16 protein-coding genes and 1 tRNA gene are annotated in these 13677 nt (G+C 68.8%); 8 read left to right on the top strand and 9 right to left on the bottom strand.

The window, feature by feature from the left end; genetic code table 11:
- From OXS49_RS14050 to OXS49_RS14035, 4 genes are all read right to left on the bottom strand, one after another.
- On the bottom strand, positions 1-364 hold a 364-nt coding region (locus OXS49_RS14050), incomplete at its 3' end, for an amidase family protein (protein WP_267425039.1).
- 113 nt (positions 365-477) lie between these two features.
- Positions 478-1257, bottom strand: a complete 780-nt coding sequence (locus OXS49_RS14045; protein WP_244001885.1) for an SDR family oxidoreductase — start codon at positions 1255-1257, stop codon at positions 478-480.
- A 119-nt stretch (positions 1258-1376) separates the two neighbouring features.
- Positions 1377-1700, bottom strand: a complete 324-nt coding sequence (locus tag OXS49_RS14040; protein WP_267425037.1) for a hypothetical protein — start codon at positions 1698-1700, stop codon at positions 1377-1379.
- A gap of 91 nt (positions 1701-1791) precedes the next feature.
- The gene (locus OXS49_RS14035) at positions 1792-1929 is read right to left on the bottom strand and encodes a hypothetical protein (RefSeq protein WP_244003922.1); all 138 of its coding nucleotides are present in this window, start codon (positions 1927-1929) and stop codon (positions 1792-1794) included.
- 222 nt (positions 1930-2151) lie between these two features.
- Between OXS49_RS14035 and OXS49_RS14030 the strand changes: the two genes are divergently transcribed.
- Entirely contained in the window at positions 2152-2406 is a 255-nt protein-coding gene (locus OXS49_RS14030) for a hypothetical protein (RefSeq protein ID WP_267425036.1), read from the top strand.
- Between the two features lie 13 nt (positions 2407-2419).
- Here OXS49_RS14030 and OXS49_RS14025 read toward each other — a convergent pair whose 3' ends face one another.
- The 5 genes from OXS49_RS14025 to OXS49_RS14005 all read right to left on the bottom strand — a co-directional run bounded on the left by OXS49_RS14025 (position 2420) and on the right by OXS49_RS14005 (position 4124).
- The gene (locus OXS49_RS14025) at positions 2420-2890 is read right to left on the bottom strand and encodes a hypothetical protein (protein ID WP_244003918.1); all 471 of its coding nucleotides are present in this window, start codon (positions 2888-2890) and stop codon (positions 2420-2422) included.
- Entirely contained in the window at positions 2887-3396 is a 510-nt protein-coding gene (locus tag OXS49_RS14020) for a hypothetical protein (protein ID WP_267425035.1), read from the bottom strand. Before OXS49_RS14020 ends, OXS49_RS14025 begins: the two co-directional genes overlap by 4 nt.
- Positions 3397-3461: 65 nt before the next feature.
- Complete coding sequence (locus OXS49_RS14015) at positions 3462-3692, bottom strand: hypothetical protein (protein WP_244003914.1); 231 nt, start codon at positions 3690-3692, stop codon at positions 3462-3464.
- On the bottom strand, positions 3683-3952 hold the full coding sequence (locus OXS49_RS14010; protein WP_244003912.1) for a hypothetical protein: 270 nt from the start codon (positions 3950-3952) through the stop codon (positions 3683-3685). The genes OXS49_RS14015 and OXS49_RS14010 overlap by 10 nt, the downstream gene beginning before the upstream one ends.
- Positions 3953-4049: 97 nt before the next feature.
- Positions 4050-4124 (bottom strand) — tRNA-Val (locus tag OXS49_RS14005).
- 422 nt (positions 4125-4546) lie between these two features.
- Between OXS49_RS14005 and OXS49_RS14000 the strand changes: the two genes are divergently transcribed.
- The 7 genes from OXS49_RS14000 (at position 4547) to OXS49_RS13970 (ending at position 13577) form a co-directional block, all read left to right on the top strand.
- Positions 4547-6733, top strand: a complete 2187-nt coding sequence (locus OXS49_RS14000; RefSeq protein ID WP_267425030.1) for a glycosyltransferase family 2 protein — start codon at positions 4547-4549, stop codon at positions 6731-6733.
- 155 nt (positions 6734-6888) lie between these two features.
- On the top strand, positions 6889-8223 hold the full coding sequence (locus tag OXS49_RS13995) for an MFS transporter (protein ID WP_243922265.1): 1335 nt from the start codon (positions 6889-6891) through the stop codon (positions 8221-8223).
- 202 nt (positions 8224-8425) lie between these two features.
- Positions 8426-9616, top strand: a complete 1191-nt coding sequence (cyoA, locus tag OXS49_RS13990) for a ubiquinol oxidase subunit II (RefSeq protein ID WP_267425028.1) — start codon at positions 8426-8428, stop codon at positions 9614-9616.
- A gap of 110 nt (positions 9617-9726) precedes the next feature.
- The gene (cyoB, locus tag OXS49_RS13985; protein WP_244003906.1) at positions 9727-11727 is read left to right on the top strand and encodes a cytochrome o ubiquinol oxidase subunit I; all 2001 of its coding nucleotides are present in this window, start codon (positions 9727-9729) and stop codon (positions 11725-11727) included.
- Between the two features lie 4 nt (positions 11728-11731).
- A complete protein-coding gene (gene cyoC, locus OXS49_RS13980; protein WP_243922258.1) occupies positions 11732-12364 on the top strand; it encodes a cytochrome o ubiquinol oxidase subunit III in 633 nt (210 codons plus the stop codon).
- Entirely contained in the window at positions 12361-12765 is a 405-nt protein-coding gene (cyoD, locus tag OXS49_RS13975; RefSeq protein ID WP_244003904.1) for a cytochrome o ubiquinol oxidase subunit IV, read from the top strand. Before cyoC ends, cyoD begins: the two co-directional genes overlap by 4 nt.
- A gap of 74 nt (positions 12766-12839) precedes the next feature.
- Entirely contained in the window at positions 12840-13577 is a 738-nt protein-coding gene (locus OXS49_RS13970; protein ID WP_267425026.1) for an SURF1 family protein, read from the top strand.
- Positions 13578-13677: the final 100 nt, after the last annotated feature.

Raw genomic sequence — 13677 nt, 5'->3', positions numbered from 1 at the left:
CGGGGGTGCCGTAATGCGGGTTGAGCCCGAGGCCCGAGAAGGCGAATTCCGACATGTTGGTCTTGGCCAGGATCACCGCCCCGGCCCGGCGCAGGCGGGCGACCACCGGGGCGTCGGAAGCGGCCGGGGGCGCCCCCGCGAGCAGGACCGAGCCGGCTTTCGTGGTCTCGCCCGCCACGTCGAACAGGTCCTTGATCGAGACGATCGCGCCGTCGAGCGGCCCGAGGGACAGCCCGTCCCGGCGGCGGGCATCGGCGGCATCCGCCGCCGCCCGGGCGGAATCCGGGTAGAGGCGGGTGAACACCGCCGGGTCCCCCGCCCCGATCCGCGCCAGACGCTCCTCGACCGTATCGCGTACGCTCATGGTCCTCACCGCGTGTTGCGCCGAACGGCGCCCGCCCTGGACTCCGTCAGGGCTTTGCCCTGACAACCCACCAAAGGGCTGAGCCCTTTGGGAACCCGGACTCCCGGGTCAACTCAGAGCGTGCCCGGATAGGCGCCGCCATCCATCAGCAGGTTCTGGCCGGTGATGAACCCGGCGCGTCCGCTGCACAGGAACGCGCAGGCCGCCCCGAACTCGTCGGGATCGCCGAAGCGGCCGGCGGGATTCTCCCGGGCCCGGGCTTCGAGGAAGGCCTCCACGCTGAGGCCGGCCTTGGCGGCGAGCGCCCCGGCGTTGCCGCGGATCCGGTCGGTGTCGAACGGGCCCGGCAGCAGGTTGTTGATCGTCACCCCGTGCCGCACGACCTGCCGGGCGAGGCCCGCCACGAAGCCGGTCAGCCCGCCGCGGGCGCCGTTCGACAGGCCGAGATGCGCGATCGGCGCCTTCACGGACGACGAGGTGATGTTGACGATCCGGCCGAACTTCCGGTCGATCATCCCGTCGACGGTCGCCTTGATGAGCGCGATCGGCGCCAGCATGTTGGCGTCGAGCGCCCGGATCCAGGCGTCCCGGTCCCAGTCGCGAAAATCGCCGGGGGGCGGGCCGCCGGCGTTGTTGACCAGGATGTCGGGCTCCGGGCAGGCGGCCAGTGCCGCGGCCCGGCCGGCCTCGGTGGCGATGTCGCCCGCCACGACCGTGACGGTGGCGCCGGTCTCCCGGCGGATCGCCTCCGCGGTCCGCTCCAGCGTCTCCGCGGTGCGGGCGGTGATCGTCACCGCGACGCCCTCCCGGGCGAGCGCCAGGGCGCAGCCCCGGCCCAGCCCCTTGCTCGCCGCGCAGACGAGCGCCCGGCGCCCGCTCAAGCCGAGATCCATCGTGAAGCCTCCCCGAGTCGGCCCCCGCGCAGGGGCATCCCCTAGATCATAGCGCGCGGCGGGTTTCGCATCATCATAGTCCGAAAGCCGGAGACCACCCTTCGGGACGATGCCCGCGCTCAGGCGCAGGCCCGGAAGCCGGACCGCTCGGCCTCCTGGCGGGCGAGGCTGAGGACGCGGCGGCGCGCCTGGCCATCGTCGATCGCCAGCCAGTGGCGCACCAGGGCCAGGAGCTCGCCGGCATCCGCGTCCAGGGATTCCGCGCCCGGGGATTGCGTGTCTGCCACCGCATCGGTGAAGAAGGCCTCGACCGGCCGATCGAGTTCGCGGGCGAGCCGCTCGAGTGTGGCGCTCCGGCGCCCCGACCGATGGGCCGCGGCGCGTTTCCGCGCGTGTCCGGCGGGCAGCGGCTGAGCCGGAGCCACGAGCGTGAACTGAGTCATGCCTCAAAACCGGCCGCGCCCCCGGAGGGTTTCGCCCCCGCGCGGCAGGGTGGCGGCAGGGTAAAGATGACCTTAACGGCTCCGGCCGCCCTCACCAGGTCCGGGGATCGCGGGGGCCGGACAGGTCGGGCAGCGTCTCCCGCTCCGGGGCGACCCATCCGGCCCAGAGCAGCGCCATTACCCCCGTGAGAAGCGGAAGCGCCGTGCTGAGGACGATGCTGAGCGTCACGGCGATCCTGCCGGCAGAGTGCGAACCGATCCGGCCACCTTGTCCCGGCAGGCGTATGCACGGCCTTAAGGCGATCGATCGCATTGCGGAGACCGGGCCCGCGGGATGCGGGACAACCCCGCCTGGCGGCGGTCCATCCCGTGCCCCGGGCGGCCGGCTTCATCAGCCTGTTACAGAGCCGTATTACCGGCGGCCCTCGCGGCTGGCGTGAGGAGGGCTCGGATGACGGCGCGTTACTGCATCGATCCGCTCGACCCGTATGCCGAGGCGCAGGTGCTCGTCACCTACCGGGAGGGCCGGCCGCTCCCCGCGCTCACGTCCGTCCTCGACGGCCAGGGCCGCGACCTGCTGCCGGACCTGTCCGAGGCCTGCATCCGGATCCTGCAGCTCGAGATCGCGGTGTATTACGGCCCCGGTGATCCCTTCGCCTGGACGCTGCATGCGGTTGACGTCGCAGCCGCTCCGGCGCTCGCGTAAGGCCCCGGCCGAGTCAGGCCAGGGCCGGTTCCTGGGTCAGGGCGCCGAACTCGCTGACCATGCATTCGTGCATGCGCCGCAGCCACGCCCGCGCCTCGGCGGTCTGGGCCTCCGCCCGCTCGACCCGCTCGGCCGCCGCGCGCACCTGAGCCTCGGCGCGCTCCGCCCGGGCCACAGCCTCGCGCAGCAGGGATTCGGCATGGAGCGCCCGATCCTCGGCGGCGCGCGCGGTCGCGTCCGCTTCCCGAACCGAGCGCTGGGCCTCCCGCATCGAATCCCGAGCGTTCGTCTGAAGGTTGCGCACCCGAGTCGCGAGGCCGCGCACGGCCGTGAGGGAGGCCGACCAGTCGTCGGGCTCAGAGGCCGACTCCGCGGCCGGAATCGGCCCGGAGAACAAAGCCACCACCCGGTCGATCGGATCGCTCCGGCCGTCAGCGGCTCCGAAGGCGGCCGGGGCGCGCGCCGCGAACGCCGCGCCGCTCATGCCGCGGCCTGGTCGGTCATATCGGAGAATTCGGACAGGATCGCTTCCTGGACGCGCCCGAGCCATTCCTCGGCGTGCCGTGCCCGCTCCTCGGCCGCGCGGGCACGGGCCTCGGCCGCTTTGGCGCGCTCTTCGGCGGCGATGACCTGCGCTTCGGCGCGCACCTGGACGTCGCGGGCCTGCATCTCCGCGATGCGGGCCCGCTCGTTGGAGGCGTTGATGTCCTCTCGGACCCGCTCCAGCACGTGCTCGATGCGCTCCTCCCGCTCCCGGGCCTGCGCCTCGACCACGCGCGCCTGTCGGGCGGCGGCCTGGACCCTGTGGATCAGACCGTCCCACTCCTGCGGCGCCGGATTCGGCGTCGGGAGTTCGACCGGATCCGGCATCGACGAGACGACCCGCAGCACGCTGCCGAGGCCGGCTTCGGCCGCGGCGCCGAGTTCCTGCTTGAGTCTCTCCGCGGGCCGGAAGCGCGGGTCGTTCAGAAGCCTCTGCAGCTCGCTCACGGACCTTATGCTCCCTACCGGCCGGATCTGATCCAACTAAACTGGTAAAAATGGTTAACGAAGGGTTAAAACAGGGGCGAGCCCGCGCGAATGTTGGCGCGTACGTGATCCTCGTGATCCTGCGCAGGGTTTCCGCACGACGCCGCGAGTTCATCCCCGGAGATGTGCATCAGCGGCCGGACAGGGATCATGATGTCGAGGGCGACCGGCGGGACGACGATCTCGGGGCGCAGGCAGCGGTCGGCGTGGATCGGGCCGGTCAGCGCGGTGGCCGCCCCGGAGCCCGTCAGCGCCACCGCTCCTTCATGCAGGCGAGGACATAGACGGTGCGCATGCAGCGCTCCTTGTCGTCCTGCGAATGGGCGTTGCCCATGCAGGCATCCATGCCGGTCGTCAGCAGTAGGCGATCGATGTCGTTCTTGGATTCGCAGGTGAAGATCGGCTGGAAGCCCTCGAACCGGCTGACCTGCCAGAAGATCGCGACGAACAGCAGCAGGCAGAAGGCGCAGACGAGCAATCGGCTATCGTAGAACCAGTGCCTGCGCTCGCCGGTCATGACGGCCCTACGAACCTTCAGCTGCGGCTCGTTGAACCCGTGTCAGGCTCGCCGAGCCTGAGACCAATGCGCCGCGGCCGGATGACCGTCTGGCGAATGGTGGAGACGACAGGGATCGAACCTGTGACCTTTCCCATGTCAAGGGAATGCACTACCGCTGTGCTACGTCTCCTTACCGACCGCGATCAGATTCACCGAACCTGGAAGCCATCGAGAAAGCCCGGACTTCTCGGCTGCTCATGAGGAGTGCCGACACCCCTGTCAAGGGAGTGCCCTCCCGCTGAGCGACGCGCCCGGGCCGGAGCCGTGTGGGCTCCGGTGGGCGGGGCCTATAGCCCCTGCCCGGCTGGGGCGCAAGCGGAACCTGTCTTTTGGAAGACGCCGCGCACGGCCGGTCCGTGCGAGGTGCACGGGCTCGGCAAAATGCGCTATGGGCCTGCCGCCCGGCATCCGGCCGCGCCGCAGGGCGCCGGCCCGCCGCCTCATGCTTCGAGACATGAACTGCATCTTCGACCACGATCGGGGTGATTCGACCCGCGAACTCGGATCCGCGGGGGCCGGGATCGTCGCTGCCGCCGACGAGAGTCAGCGCTGATGGCCTCCGCATCGGGCCCCGAGCTGCCCACCTCGCGTCTGCCGCCCGCGCAGATCACGGGATTCGGACGTAAGCCCCGCCCCCTGTCGGCGCGGGTGGCGGCGGACGGCTTGCGCGTGGCGCTGCCGGGGCTCGCGGGACGCTGGGTCGAGATCATCCTGGCGAACGATCCGGCCGAGGGCCGCGACACCGTCCCGGATATCAGCTTCGTCGGTGCTGACGGGCGCCCGGGCTCGCTCCTGCCGCAGGAGGCGCGGGGCGGGGGCGCCTTCGCGTGGATCGGCCGCCTGCCCGAGGACGTCGTCGAACTCCGCGTCGCCGACCCGTCAGGACGGGTGCCGGCCCGGCTGCGCCGGATCGCCCTGCGCCGCCTCGCCCGGCCGATCCTGGCCGGGCGAGGCCTCCTGCGCGAGCCGGGCCTGACCGCGCAGGCCCTGTACTGGCGCGTTCTCGGCAAGAAGGTCCGGGCCCGGGGCTTCCTCGGCCGGGCCCTGCGCCACCGGCGGGTGACCGGCTACGAGGCGTGGCTCGGCACCCACACCCTGCGCCGGCCCGAGCGTGACGGGATCGCCTCCGAGATCGCCGCCTGGGCCGACCCGCCGCTGATCTCCGTGCTGATGCCGGTCCACGACCCCGATCCGAAGGTGCTCAGGGCCGCCCTCGCCTCGCTCGCCGCGCAGCTCTACCCGCACTGGGAACTCTGCGTCGTCGACGATGCCTCGACGCGCCCCGCGATCCCAAAAATCCTGGCCCGGGCGGCCGAGACCGACCCCCGCATCCGCGTCCTGACCCGGGCCGAGAACGGCCACATCGCCCGGGCGACCAACGACGCGCTGGGCCTCGCCCGGGGCGTGGTCTGCGCCTTCATGGACCACGACGACGTGCTCACCGTGGACGCGTTCTACGAGGTTGCCCGGGCGTTGCGTCGCGACCCGGACCTCGTGTTGATCTACAGCGACGAGGACAAGATCGATGGGCGCGGCCGCCGCTTCGACCCGCATTTCAAGGCGGGCTTCGACCGCGAGCTGCTCTACGCGCAGAACTACATCAACCATCTTACGGTGGTGCAGACCGAAGCCTTGCGCGCCGTCGGCGGCCTGCGCCCCGGCTTCGAGGGCAGTCAGGACCACGACCTGTTGCTCCGGCTGACCGACGGCCTCGACCCCGCCCGCATCCGCCACATCCCGCGGGTGCTCTACCATTGGCGCGCCGCGCAAGGGTCCGGCACCTTCTCGGACCGGTCGCTCGCCCGGGCCGAGGCCGCGCGCCTGCGCGCCCTCGAAGAGGTCGTGGCGCCCTTCGGCGGGCGGGTCGAGCGCGGGCCCGGCGGCTTCAACCGCCTGATCCGGCCCCTGCCGGCGCCGCCGCCCCGGGTCTCGGCGATCATCCCGACCCGGGACCGCGCCGAGATCCTGTCTGTGACCCTCGACGGATTGCTGACCGCGACCGATTACCCCGACATCGAGGTGATCATCCTCGACAACGACAGCCGCGAGCCCGAGACCGCTTCCCTGTTCGCCCGCTACCGCGACGATCCGCGGGTGCGCGTCGTACCGGTGCCGGGGGCCTTCAATTTCTCCGATCTCTCCAACCGGGGTGCGGCGGCCGCGACCGGGCCGGTGCTGCTGTTCCTCAACAACGACATCGAGGTGCTGGAGCCGGACTGGCTCACCGAGATGGTCCGCCACGCGGTCCGGCCGGAGATCGGCGCGGTCGGGGCGAAGCTCCTCTATCCGGACCGGACCATCCAGCACGGCGGCATCGTGCTGGGGATCGGGGGCGTGGCCGGTCACAGCCATCTCGGCGTGCCGGACGCGGATCCGGGCTACTTCTGCCGCATGGTGATCGCCCACGAGGTCTCGGCCGTGACGGGGGCCTGTCTCGCCATGCGGGCCGACGTGTTCAGGCAGGTCGGCGGCTTCGACGCAGCCGCCCTGAAGGTCGCCTTCAACGACGTCGACCTCTGCCTGAAGATCCGCCGGGCCGGCTACCGGATCGTCTGGACGCCCTTCGCCCGTTTGATTCACCACGAGTCGAAGAGCCGCGGGGCCGAAGACACGCCCGAGAAGCAGAAGCGGTTCGAGGGCGAGGTGCTCACCATGCTCGACCGCTGGGGCCCGGAGCTGCGCGCCGACCCGTACTACAACATCAACCTGTCACGGAATTCCGCGCACTACCGCGTCTGAGCGGCCGCCCCGACTCGATGGGCGCGTACGGTGCCATGCATGCGTCAGTGGGTGAACTTGCGTCCGAAGCCGGTTGCGATACCTCTGGACATGCCGCAAGAGGCGGTTCCGGCCATGGCGCTCAAACGAGCGCGCGGCGAGGGTGACAATCAGAGATGAGTGCGAATTCCCCGACGGTCACGGGCCTCGAGCGCGACGCCCAGCAGGCAATGGGTGACCACAAGGTCCACCCGAACGAGATCGCCATCGGCGTGGTGATCGGCCGCGCGTCGGAATACTTTGACTTCTTCGTGTTCGGCATCGCCTGCGTGCTGGTCTTCCCGAAGGTGTTCTTCCCCTTCGTCGATCCGCTCAAGGGCACGCTCTACGCCTTCGCGATCTTCGCCCTCGCCTTCATCGCCCGCCCGATCGGCACCGTGCTGTTCATGGCGATCGACCGGCGCCACGGCCGCAGCGTGAAGCTGACCACGGCCCTGTTCCTGCTCGGCGGCTCGACGGCCGCGGTGAGCTTCCTGCCGCGCTACGACAGCATCGGGATCTCGGCGGTCTACATCCTCGCCGGTCTGCGGATCCTGCAGGGCCTCGCGCTGGGCGGTGCCTGGGACGGATTGGCCTCGCTGCTCGCGATGAACGCGCCGCGCGAGCGCCGCGGCTGGTACGCGATGATCCCGCAACTCGGCGCGCCGCTCGGCTTCATGGTGGCGAGCGCCCTGTTCGCGTTCTTCCTGGTCAACCTCGACGAGGCCGACTTCATCGACTGGGGCTGGCGCTTCCCGTTCTACTGCGCCTTCACGATCAACGTGGTCGCCCTGTTCGCCCGGCTGCGCCTCGTGGCGACCGACGAATTCGCCCGGATGATGGACCTCGACCGGCTGCGCCCGGTCCCGGCGCTGGAGCTGTTCCGGCACCATGCGGGCGACGTGGTCCGCGGCGCCTTCGTGCCGCTGGCTGCCTTCGCGCTGTTCCACTTGGTGACGATCTTCCCGATCGCGTGGCTGGCGCTGATGAACACAAATACCCGCTCGCCGGGCGAGTTCCTGATCGTGCAGTTCTCCGGGGCCATCGTGTGCGCCGGCGCGGTTGCCGCTTCCGGGTTGATCGCGGACCAGATCGGCCGCCGCAACAGCCTGATCATGAGCAGCTCGCTGATCGGCTTCTTCGCCCTCGGCAGCATCATCGCGCCGCTCCTGTTCGGTGAGAGCGCCATCGGCCAGACGATCTACGTCACAATCGGCTTCATGCTGCTCGGCCTGGCCTATGGCCAGACCGCGGGTGCGGTGAGCGCCCGCCTCGGCAATCACTACCGCTACACCGGTGCCGCGCTGACCTCGGACTTCGCGTGGCTGCTCGGTGCGGGCTTCGCCCCGCTCGTGGCGCTGTTCCTGTCGCAGCGCTACGGGCTGGCGATGATCGGGGTCTACCTCCTCTCGGGGGCGGTCTGCAGCCTCGTGGCGCTGTTCTTCGATCGCTCGGAAATGCGCCAGATGTAGCCGGTCCGGCCCCGCGGCTCCGGCCGCGCGGCCCCGATGGCTGACAGGAATGCCGCCTCGCGCGGTACGGCTGGAGCGCCGCGTGAGCGGCATATGGGACGCGCCGCGTGAGCGGCTTGGCAGAAGCGCCGCGCAAGCGGCATGGGATAACGAGACGCGTGCTGTGACCTCTACGACCCATCGAGCGGACAGGATCGACATCGTGCGAGCCCGGATCGGCCGTGGGCGGCGCCTCCTGCCGCTCCTTGCCCTACCTCTCCTGACCCTTCTGGGCGGCTGCAACATGGTCGTCCTGCACCCGGCCGGCTACGTGGCCGAGCAGCAGCGCAACCTCGTGCTGGCTGCCACCGGGCTGATGCTCCTGATCATCGTACCGGTGATCGCCTTCACACTGATCTTCGCGTGGCGCTACCGCGCTACCAACGAGGATGCGGTCTACGATCCCGAATGGCACCACTCGACCCAGCTCGAGGTGCTGATCTGGACGGCGCCGCTGATGATCATCATCGCGCTGGGCGCGCTCACCTGGATCGGGACCCACACCCTCGATCCGTTCCGGCCGCTGAGCAAGCTCGACGCCAAGCGCGACGTCCCGGCGGGCACGCAGCCGCTGGAGATCGAGGCGGTGGCGATGGATTGGAAGTGGCTGTTCCTCTACCCGCAATACGGGATCGCCACGGTCAACGAGGTCGCGGCGCCGGTCGATCGGCCGATCCGCTTCAAGATCACCGCCACCGACGTGATGAACACGTTCTACGTGCCGACGCTCGCCGGCATGGTCTACGCGATGCCGGGGATGCAGACCCAGCTCCACGCGGTGATCAACCGCGAGGGCGCCTGGGAGGGCCGTTCGGCCCATTACAGTGGCGCCGGCTTCTCCAACATGTTCTTCAAGTTCCACGGCAAGACCAACGACGGCTTCGACCAGTGGGTCGCCCAGACGAAGGCCAAGGGCGGCGAGCTGACCCAGGAGGCCTATCTGAAGCTTGAGGAGCCGAGCGAGGCCGAGCCGGCGCGCTACTACAAGTCCTACATGCAGGGCCTCTACGACCGGATCATCGGCATGTGCCCCCGGCCCGATCAGATGTGCGTCGGCGAGATGACCAAGATCGACGCCAGGGGTGGCGCGTCCGGCGAGGAGGCCGAGGCCAACTACAAGCGGCTGCAATACGATAACCGCTTAGCCGAGCGCGGTGTCGAGGCGCCGGGTGCGACGGCGCCGGCCTCCGAGACCGGCCCGCACGGCCAGACGCAGCCTCAGGGCATGAAGCCGCGGCCCGACATGGGCAACCCCGATGTCCGGGGTCAGAAGGCGCCCGACAGCCAGGGCAAAGGCTCCGGCGAGGGCCAGAGCGAGGGCGGACAGATCGCCCCCAAGCAGCTCAACCAATGATTCGACTGAACCCGTGATGCAACTCGAACCGAAGATGCCGCTCCCGTCGCGAGCGGACCCCACACACGAGACCGGCGGTCGCCGTCGAACCCACTGAACGGGCCGATCCCATGTTCGCAAACCTCGATCTACAGCAACTGCTCTTCGGACGATTTACGATCGAGCAGATCCCCTATCACGAGCCGATTCTGCAGGCGACGTTCGCGGGCGTCGCCGTGGTCGGCCTCGCCGTGCTCGGCGTCATCACCTACTACCGCTTCTGGGGACCGATGTGGCGTGACTGGATCACGTCGATCGACCACAAGAAGATCGGCATCATGTACTGCATCTTCGCGGCGGTCATGCTGCTGCGCGGCTTTGCCGACGCGATGCTGATGCGCTCGCAGCAGGCGGTGGCGTTCGGTGACGAGCAGGGCTTCCTGCCGCCGCACCATTACGACCAGATCTTTACCGCCCACGGCATGATCATGATCTTCTTCGTGGCGATGCCGTTCGTCACCGGGATGATGAACTTCGCCGTGCCGTTGCAGATCGGCGCCCGCGACGTCGCCTTCCCGTTCCTCAACAACTTCAGCTTCTGGATGACGGTCGCCGGCGGCATGCTGGTAATGGTCTCGCTGTTCGTGGGTGAGTTCTCCCGCGCCACGTGGCTCGCTTATCCGCCGCTCTCCGGGGCGGCGATGAGCCCCGGCGTCGGCGTCGACTACTACATCTGGGCGCTGCAGATCGCCGGTATCGGGACCTTGCTGTCGGGCATCAACCTGATCGCCACCATCGTGAAGATGCGGGCGCCCGGCATGACCATGATGAAGCTGCCGATCTTCGTCTGGTCGTCGCTGTGCACCAACATTCTGATCGTGGCCGCCTTCCCGATCCTCACGGCCGTTCTCGCGATGCTGTCGCTCGATCGCTACGTCGGCACGCACTTCTTCACGAACGACCTTGGCGGCAACGCCATGCTGTACTTCAACCTGATCTGGATCTGGGGCCACCCGGAGGTCTACATCCTGATCCTGCCGGCGTTCGGGATCTTCTCGGAGATCACCTCGACCTTCTGCGGCAAGCGTCTGTTCGGCTACACCTCGATGGTCTACGCGCTGGTGGTGATCACCATCCTCGCCTACCTCGTGTGGCTGCACCACTTCTTCACGATGGGCTCGGGTGCGGACGTGAACTCGTTCTTCGGGATCACGACTATGATCATCTCGATCCCGACCGGGGCGAAAATCTTCAACTGGATGTTCACGATGTACCGCGGCCGGATCCGGTTCGAGGTGCCGATGCTCTGGGTGGTGGCGTTCATCGTCACCTTCGTGATCGGCGGCATGACCGGCGTGCTGCTGGCGGTGCCCCCGGCCGACTTCGTGCTGCACAACTCGCTGTTCCTGATCGCGCACTTCCACAACGTGATCATCGGTGGCGTGCTGTTCGGCATGTTCGCCGGCGTGACCTTCTGGTTCCCCAAGGCCTTCGGGTTCAAGCTCGACGAGTTCTGGGGCAAGGTCGCCCTCGTGTTCTGGGTGACCGGGTTCTACGTCGCCTTCATGCCGCTCTACGTGCTCGGCCTGATGGGCGTGACCCGGCGCATGCAGCACTTCGACGACCCGTCGCTGCAGATCTGGTTCGTGATCGCCGCCATCGGCGCGGTGCTGATCGCGTGCGGTATCGCCTCGCAGGTCGTGATGTTCGTGGTCTCGATCCGCAACCGCGACAAGCTGCGGGACCTGACGGGCGATCCGTGGGGCGGCCGGACGCTTGAGTGGTCCACCTCCTCGCCGCCGCCGGACTACAACTTCGCGTTCACGCCCGTCGTCCACGATTCGGACGCGTGGTGGGACATGAAGAACCGCGGCTTCGCCCGCCCGATGACGGGCTACAAGCCGATCCACATGCCCAAGAACACCGCGGCCGGCGCGATTCTGGCGGGTCTGAACTTCGTCTTCGGCATCGCGATGATCTGGTACGTCTGGTGGCTGGCGGCGCTCAGCTTCGTGGCGATCTTCGTCGTCGCGATTGCCCACACCTTCAATTACAATCGCGACTACTACATCCCCGCCGACACCGTCAGCCGGACGGAAGGTCAGCGGACGCGTGAGCTGGAGATGGCGTGATCCCATGATGCACGCGGAGACTGCACCCCCCGGCGCCGCGGCGCCGGTGTTCTACCAGACCGACGAGGAGGGCCATCATTCCGAGGGCTCGACCATGCTCGGGTTCTGGCTCTACTTGATGAGCGACTGCCTCATCTTCGCGACCCTGTTCGCGACCTACGGGGTGCTCGGGCGCAGCTACGCGGCCGGCCCCACCCCGAAGGAGCTGTTCGACCTGCCGGGCATCGCGGTGAACACCGCCATGCTGCTGTTCTCGTCCATCACCTACGGCTTCGCCATGCTGGAGATGGACCGGGACCGGGTGAAGCAGACGCAGATCTGGCTCGCCGTCACCGGCCTGTTCGGCGCAGCCTTCGTAGCGCTGGAGATCCGGGAGTTCGTCCACCTGTTCCACGAGGGCGCGCCGCCCTGGCGCAGCGCGTTCCTGTCGTCGTTCTACACCCTGGTGTCGACCCACGGCCTGCACGTATCCATGGGCATCCTGTGGCTGATCGTGCTGATGGTGCAGGTCGGCAAGCGCGGCTTGATCGTCGAGAACAAGCGGCGGCTGATGTGCCTGTCGATGTTCTGGCACTTCCTTGACCTTATCTGGATCGGCGTCTTCACCGTCGTCTACCTGATGGGAGTGCTCGAATGAGCGCCGACGCACGCCACCTCACCGGTCACGGTCAGGACACGCACGATTCCCACGCCCACAGCTCGGGCGGGCACGGGACCGTCCAGAGCTACATGACCGGCTTCGTCCTGTCGGTGATCCTGACGGTGATCCCGTTCTGGCTGGTGATGGGCAATGTGCTCGACAACAGCCTCGTCACTACCTTGGTGATCCTGGCGCTGGGCGGCGTCCAGATGGTTGTGCACGTTGTCTACTTCCTGCACATGAACACGAAGTCGGAGGGCGGCTGGACCTTTCTGGCGCTGATCTTCACCATCATGGTGGTGGTGATCATGCTGGCTGGCTCGGTGTGGGTGATGTACCACCTCAATCACAACATGATGCCGATGGACGCCCACGACGTCATGAACAACGCCCGCTGAGCGGGCGCGCGACAGTGGACCCGTCGGGGTCGGCGGGGGGCTCCGGTGCGGACCCCTCCCCGGCCCCGTTGTCGTTGGGGCGACGCATCGTGTTCGGGGCCGCCGCGGCGCTCGTATTCGTAGTGCTCGTCGGGCTGGGCACCTGGCAGGTTCAGCGCCGGGCCTGGAAGCTCGACCTGATCGCCCGGGTGGATGCCCGGGTCCACGCGCCGGCGATGCCGGCCCCCGGCCCCGCCGAATGGCCGCGGATCGGCCCCGACGACGCCTACCGGCACGTCACGGTCTCGGGCACCTTCCTGCACGATCGCGAGACCCTGGTTCAGGCGGTGACCGAGCGCGGCGGCGGTTTCTGGGTGCTGACGCCGCTGCGCCGCTCCGACGGCAGCCGCGTGCTGATCAATCGCGGCTTCGTGCCCGGCGACCGCCGGGATCCGGCGACCCGGGCGGCCGGTCAGGTGGCAGGCGAGACCACGGTGACCGGTCTTTTGCGGGTGACCGAGCCGAAGGGCGCGTTCCTGCGCTCCAACGCTCCGAAGGACGACCGCTGGTATTCCCGCGACGTCGCGTCCATCGCAGCGGCCCGGGGACTCTCCGATGTCGCCCCCTACTTCGTGGATGCCGACGCGACGCCCAATCCCGGCGGCCTGCCGGTGGGCGGGCTGACGGTGATCGCCTTTCCCAACAGCCACTTGGTCTACGCGCTCACGTGGTACGGGATGGCGCTGATGCTGGCGGGGGCGATGGTCTACCTGCTGCGGAGCGGGCGCAGGGACAAACAGGTTTCCAAAGGGCGTGAGCCCTTTGGCGGGTGATCAGGGCGGAGCCCTGATGTCTGTGGGACTCCGCGCCGCCGCAGGGCTCTGCCCTGCACCCGCAAAAGGTCGAGACCTTTTGAATCCGGACGAGAGGCAC

This window comes from Methylobacterium sp. GC_Met_2 (assembly GCF_026540795.1).
Classification (GTDB): Bacteria; Pseudomonadota; Alphaproteobacteria; order Rhizobiales; family Beijerinckiaceae; genus Methylobacterium.
The sequence above is the reverse complement of the archived record's forward strand: the minus strand, read 5'-3'. Positions and strand labels throughout refer to the sequence as shown.

Bases quoted from the DNA above. Each gene is read 5' to 3' on its own strand.
- OXS49_RS14045 (WP_244001885.1), bottom strand. From the start codon at position 1,257: ATGGATCTCGGCTTGAGCGGGCGCCGGGCGCTCGTCTGCGCGGCGAGC.
- OXS49_RS14040 (WP_267425037.1), bottom strand. From the start codon at position 1,700: ATGACTCAGTTCACGCTCGTGGCTCCGGCTCAGCCGCTGCCCGCCGGA.
- OXS49_RS14030 (WP_267425036.1), top strand. From the start codon at position 2,152: ATGACGGCGCGTTACTGCATCGATCCGCTCGACCCGTATGCCGAGGCG.
- OXS49_RS14025 (WP_244003918.1), bottom strand. From the start codon at position 2,890: ATGAGCGGCGCGGCGTTCGCGGCGCGCGCCCCGGCCGCCTTCGGAGCC.
- OXS49_RS14010 (WP_244003912.1), bottom strand. From the start codon at position 3,952: ATGACCGGCGAGCGCAGGCACTGGTTCTACGATAGCCGATTGCTCGTC.
- OXS49_RS14000 (WP_267425030.1), top strand. From the start codon at position 4,547: ATGGCCTCCGCATCGGGCCCCGAGCTGCCCACCTCGCGTCTGCCGCCC.
- OXS49_RS13995 (WP_243922265.1), top strand. From the start codon at position 6,889: ATGAGTGCGAATTCCCCGACGGTCACGGGCCTCGAGCGCGACGCCCAG.
- cyoB (WP_244003906.1), top strand. From the start codon at position 9,727: ATGTTCGCAAACCTCGATCTACAGCAACTGCTCTTCGGACGATTTACG.
- cyoC (WP_243922258.1), top strand. From the start codon at position 11,732: ATGATGCACGCGGAGACTGCACCCCCCGGCGCCGCGGCGCCGGTGTTC.
- cyoD (WP_244003904.1), top strand. From the start codon at position 12,361: ATGAGCGCCGACGCACGCCACCTCACCGGTCACGGTCAGGACACGCAC.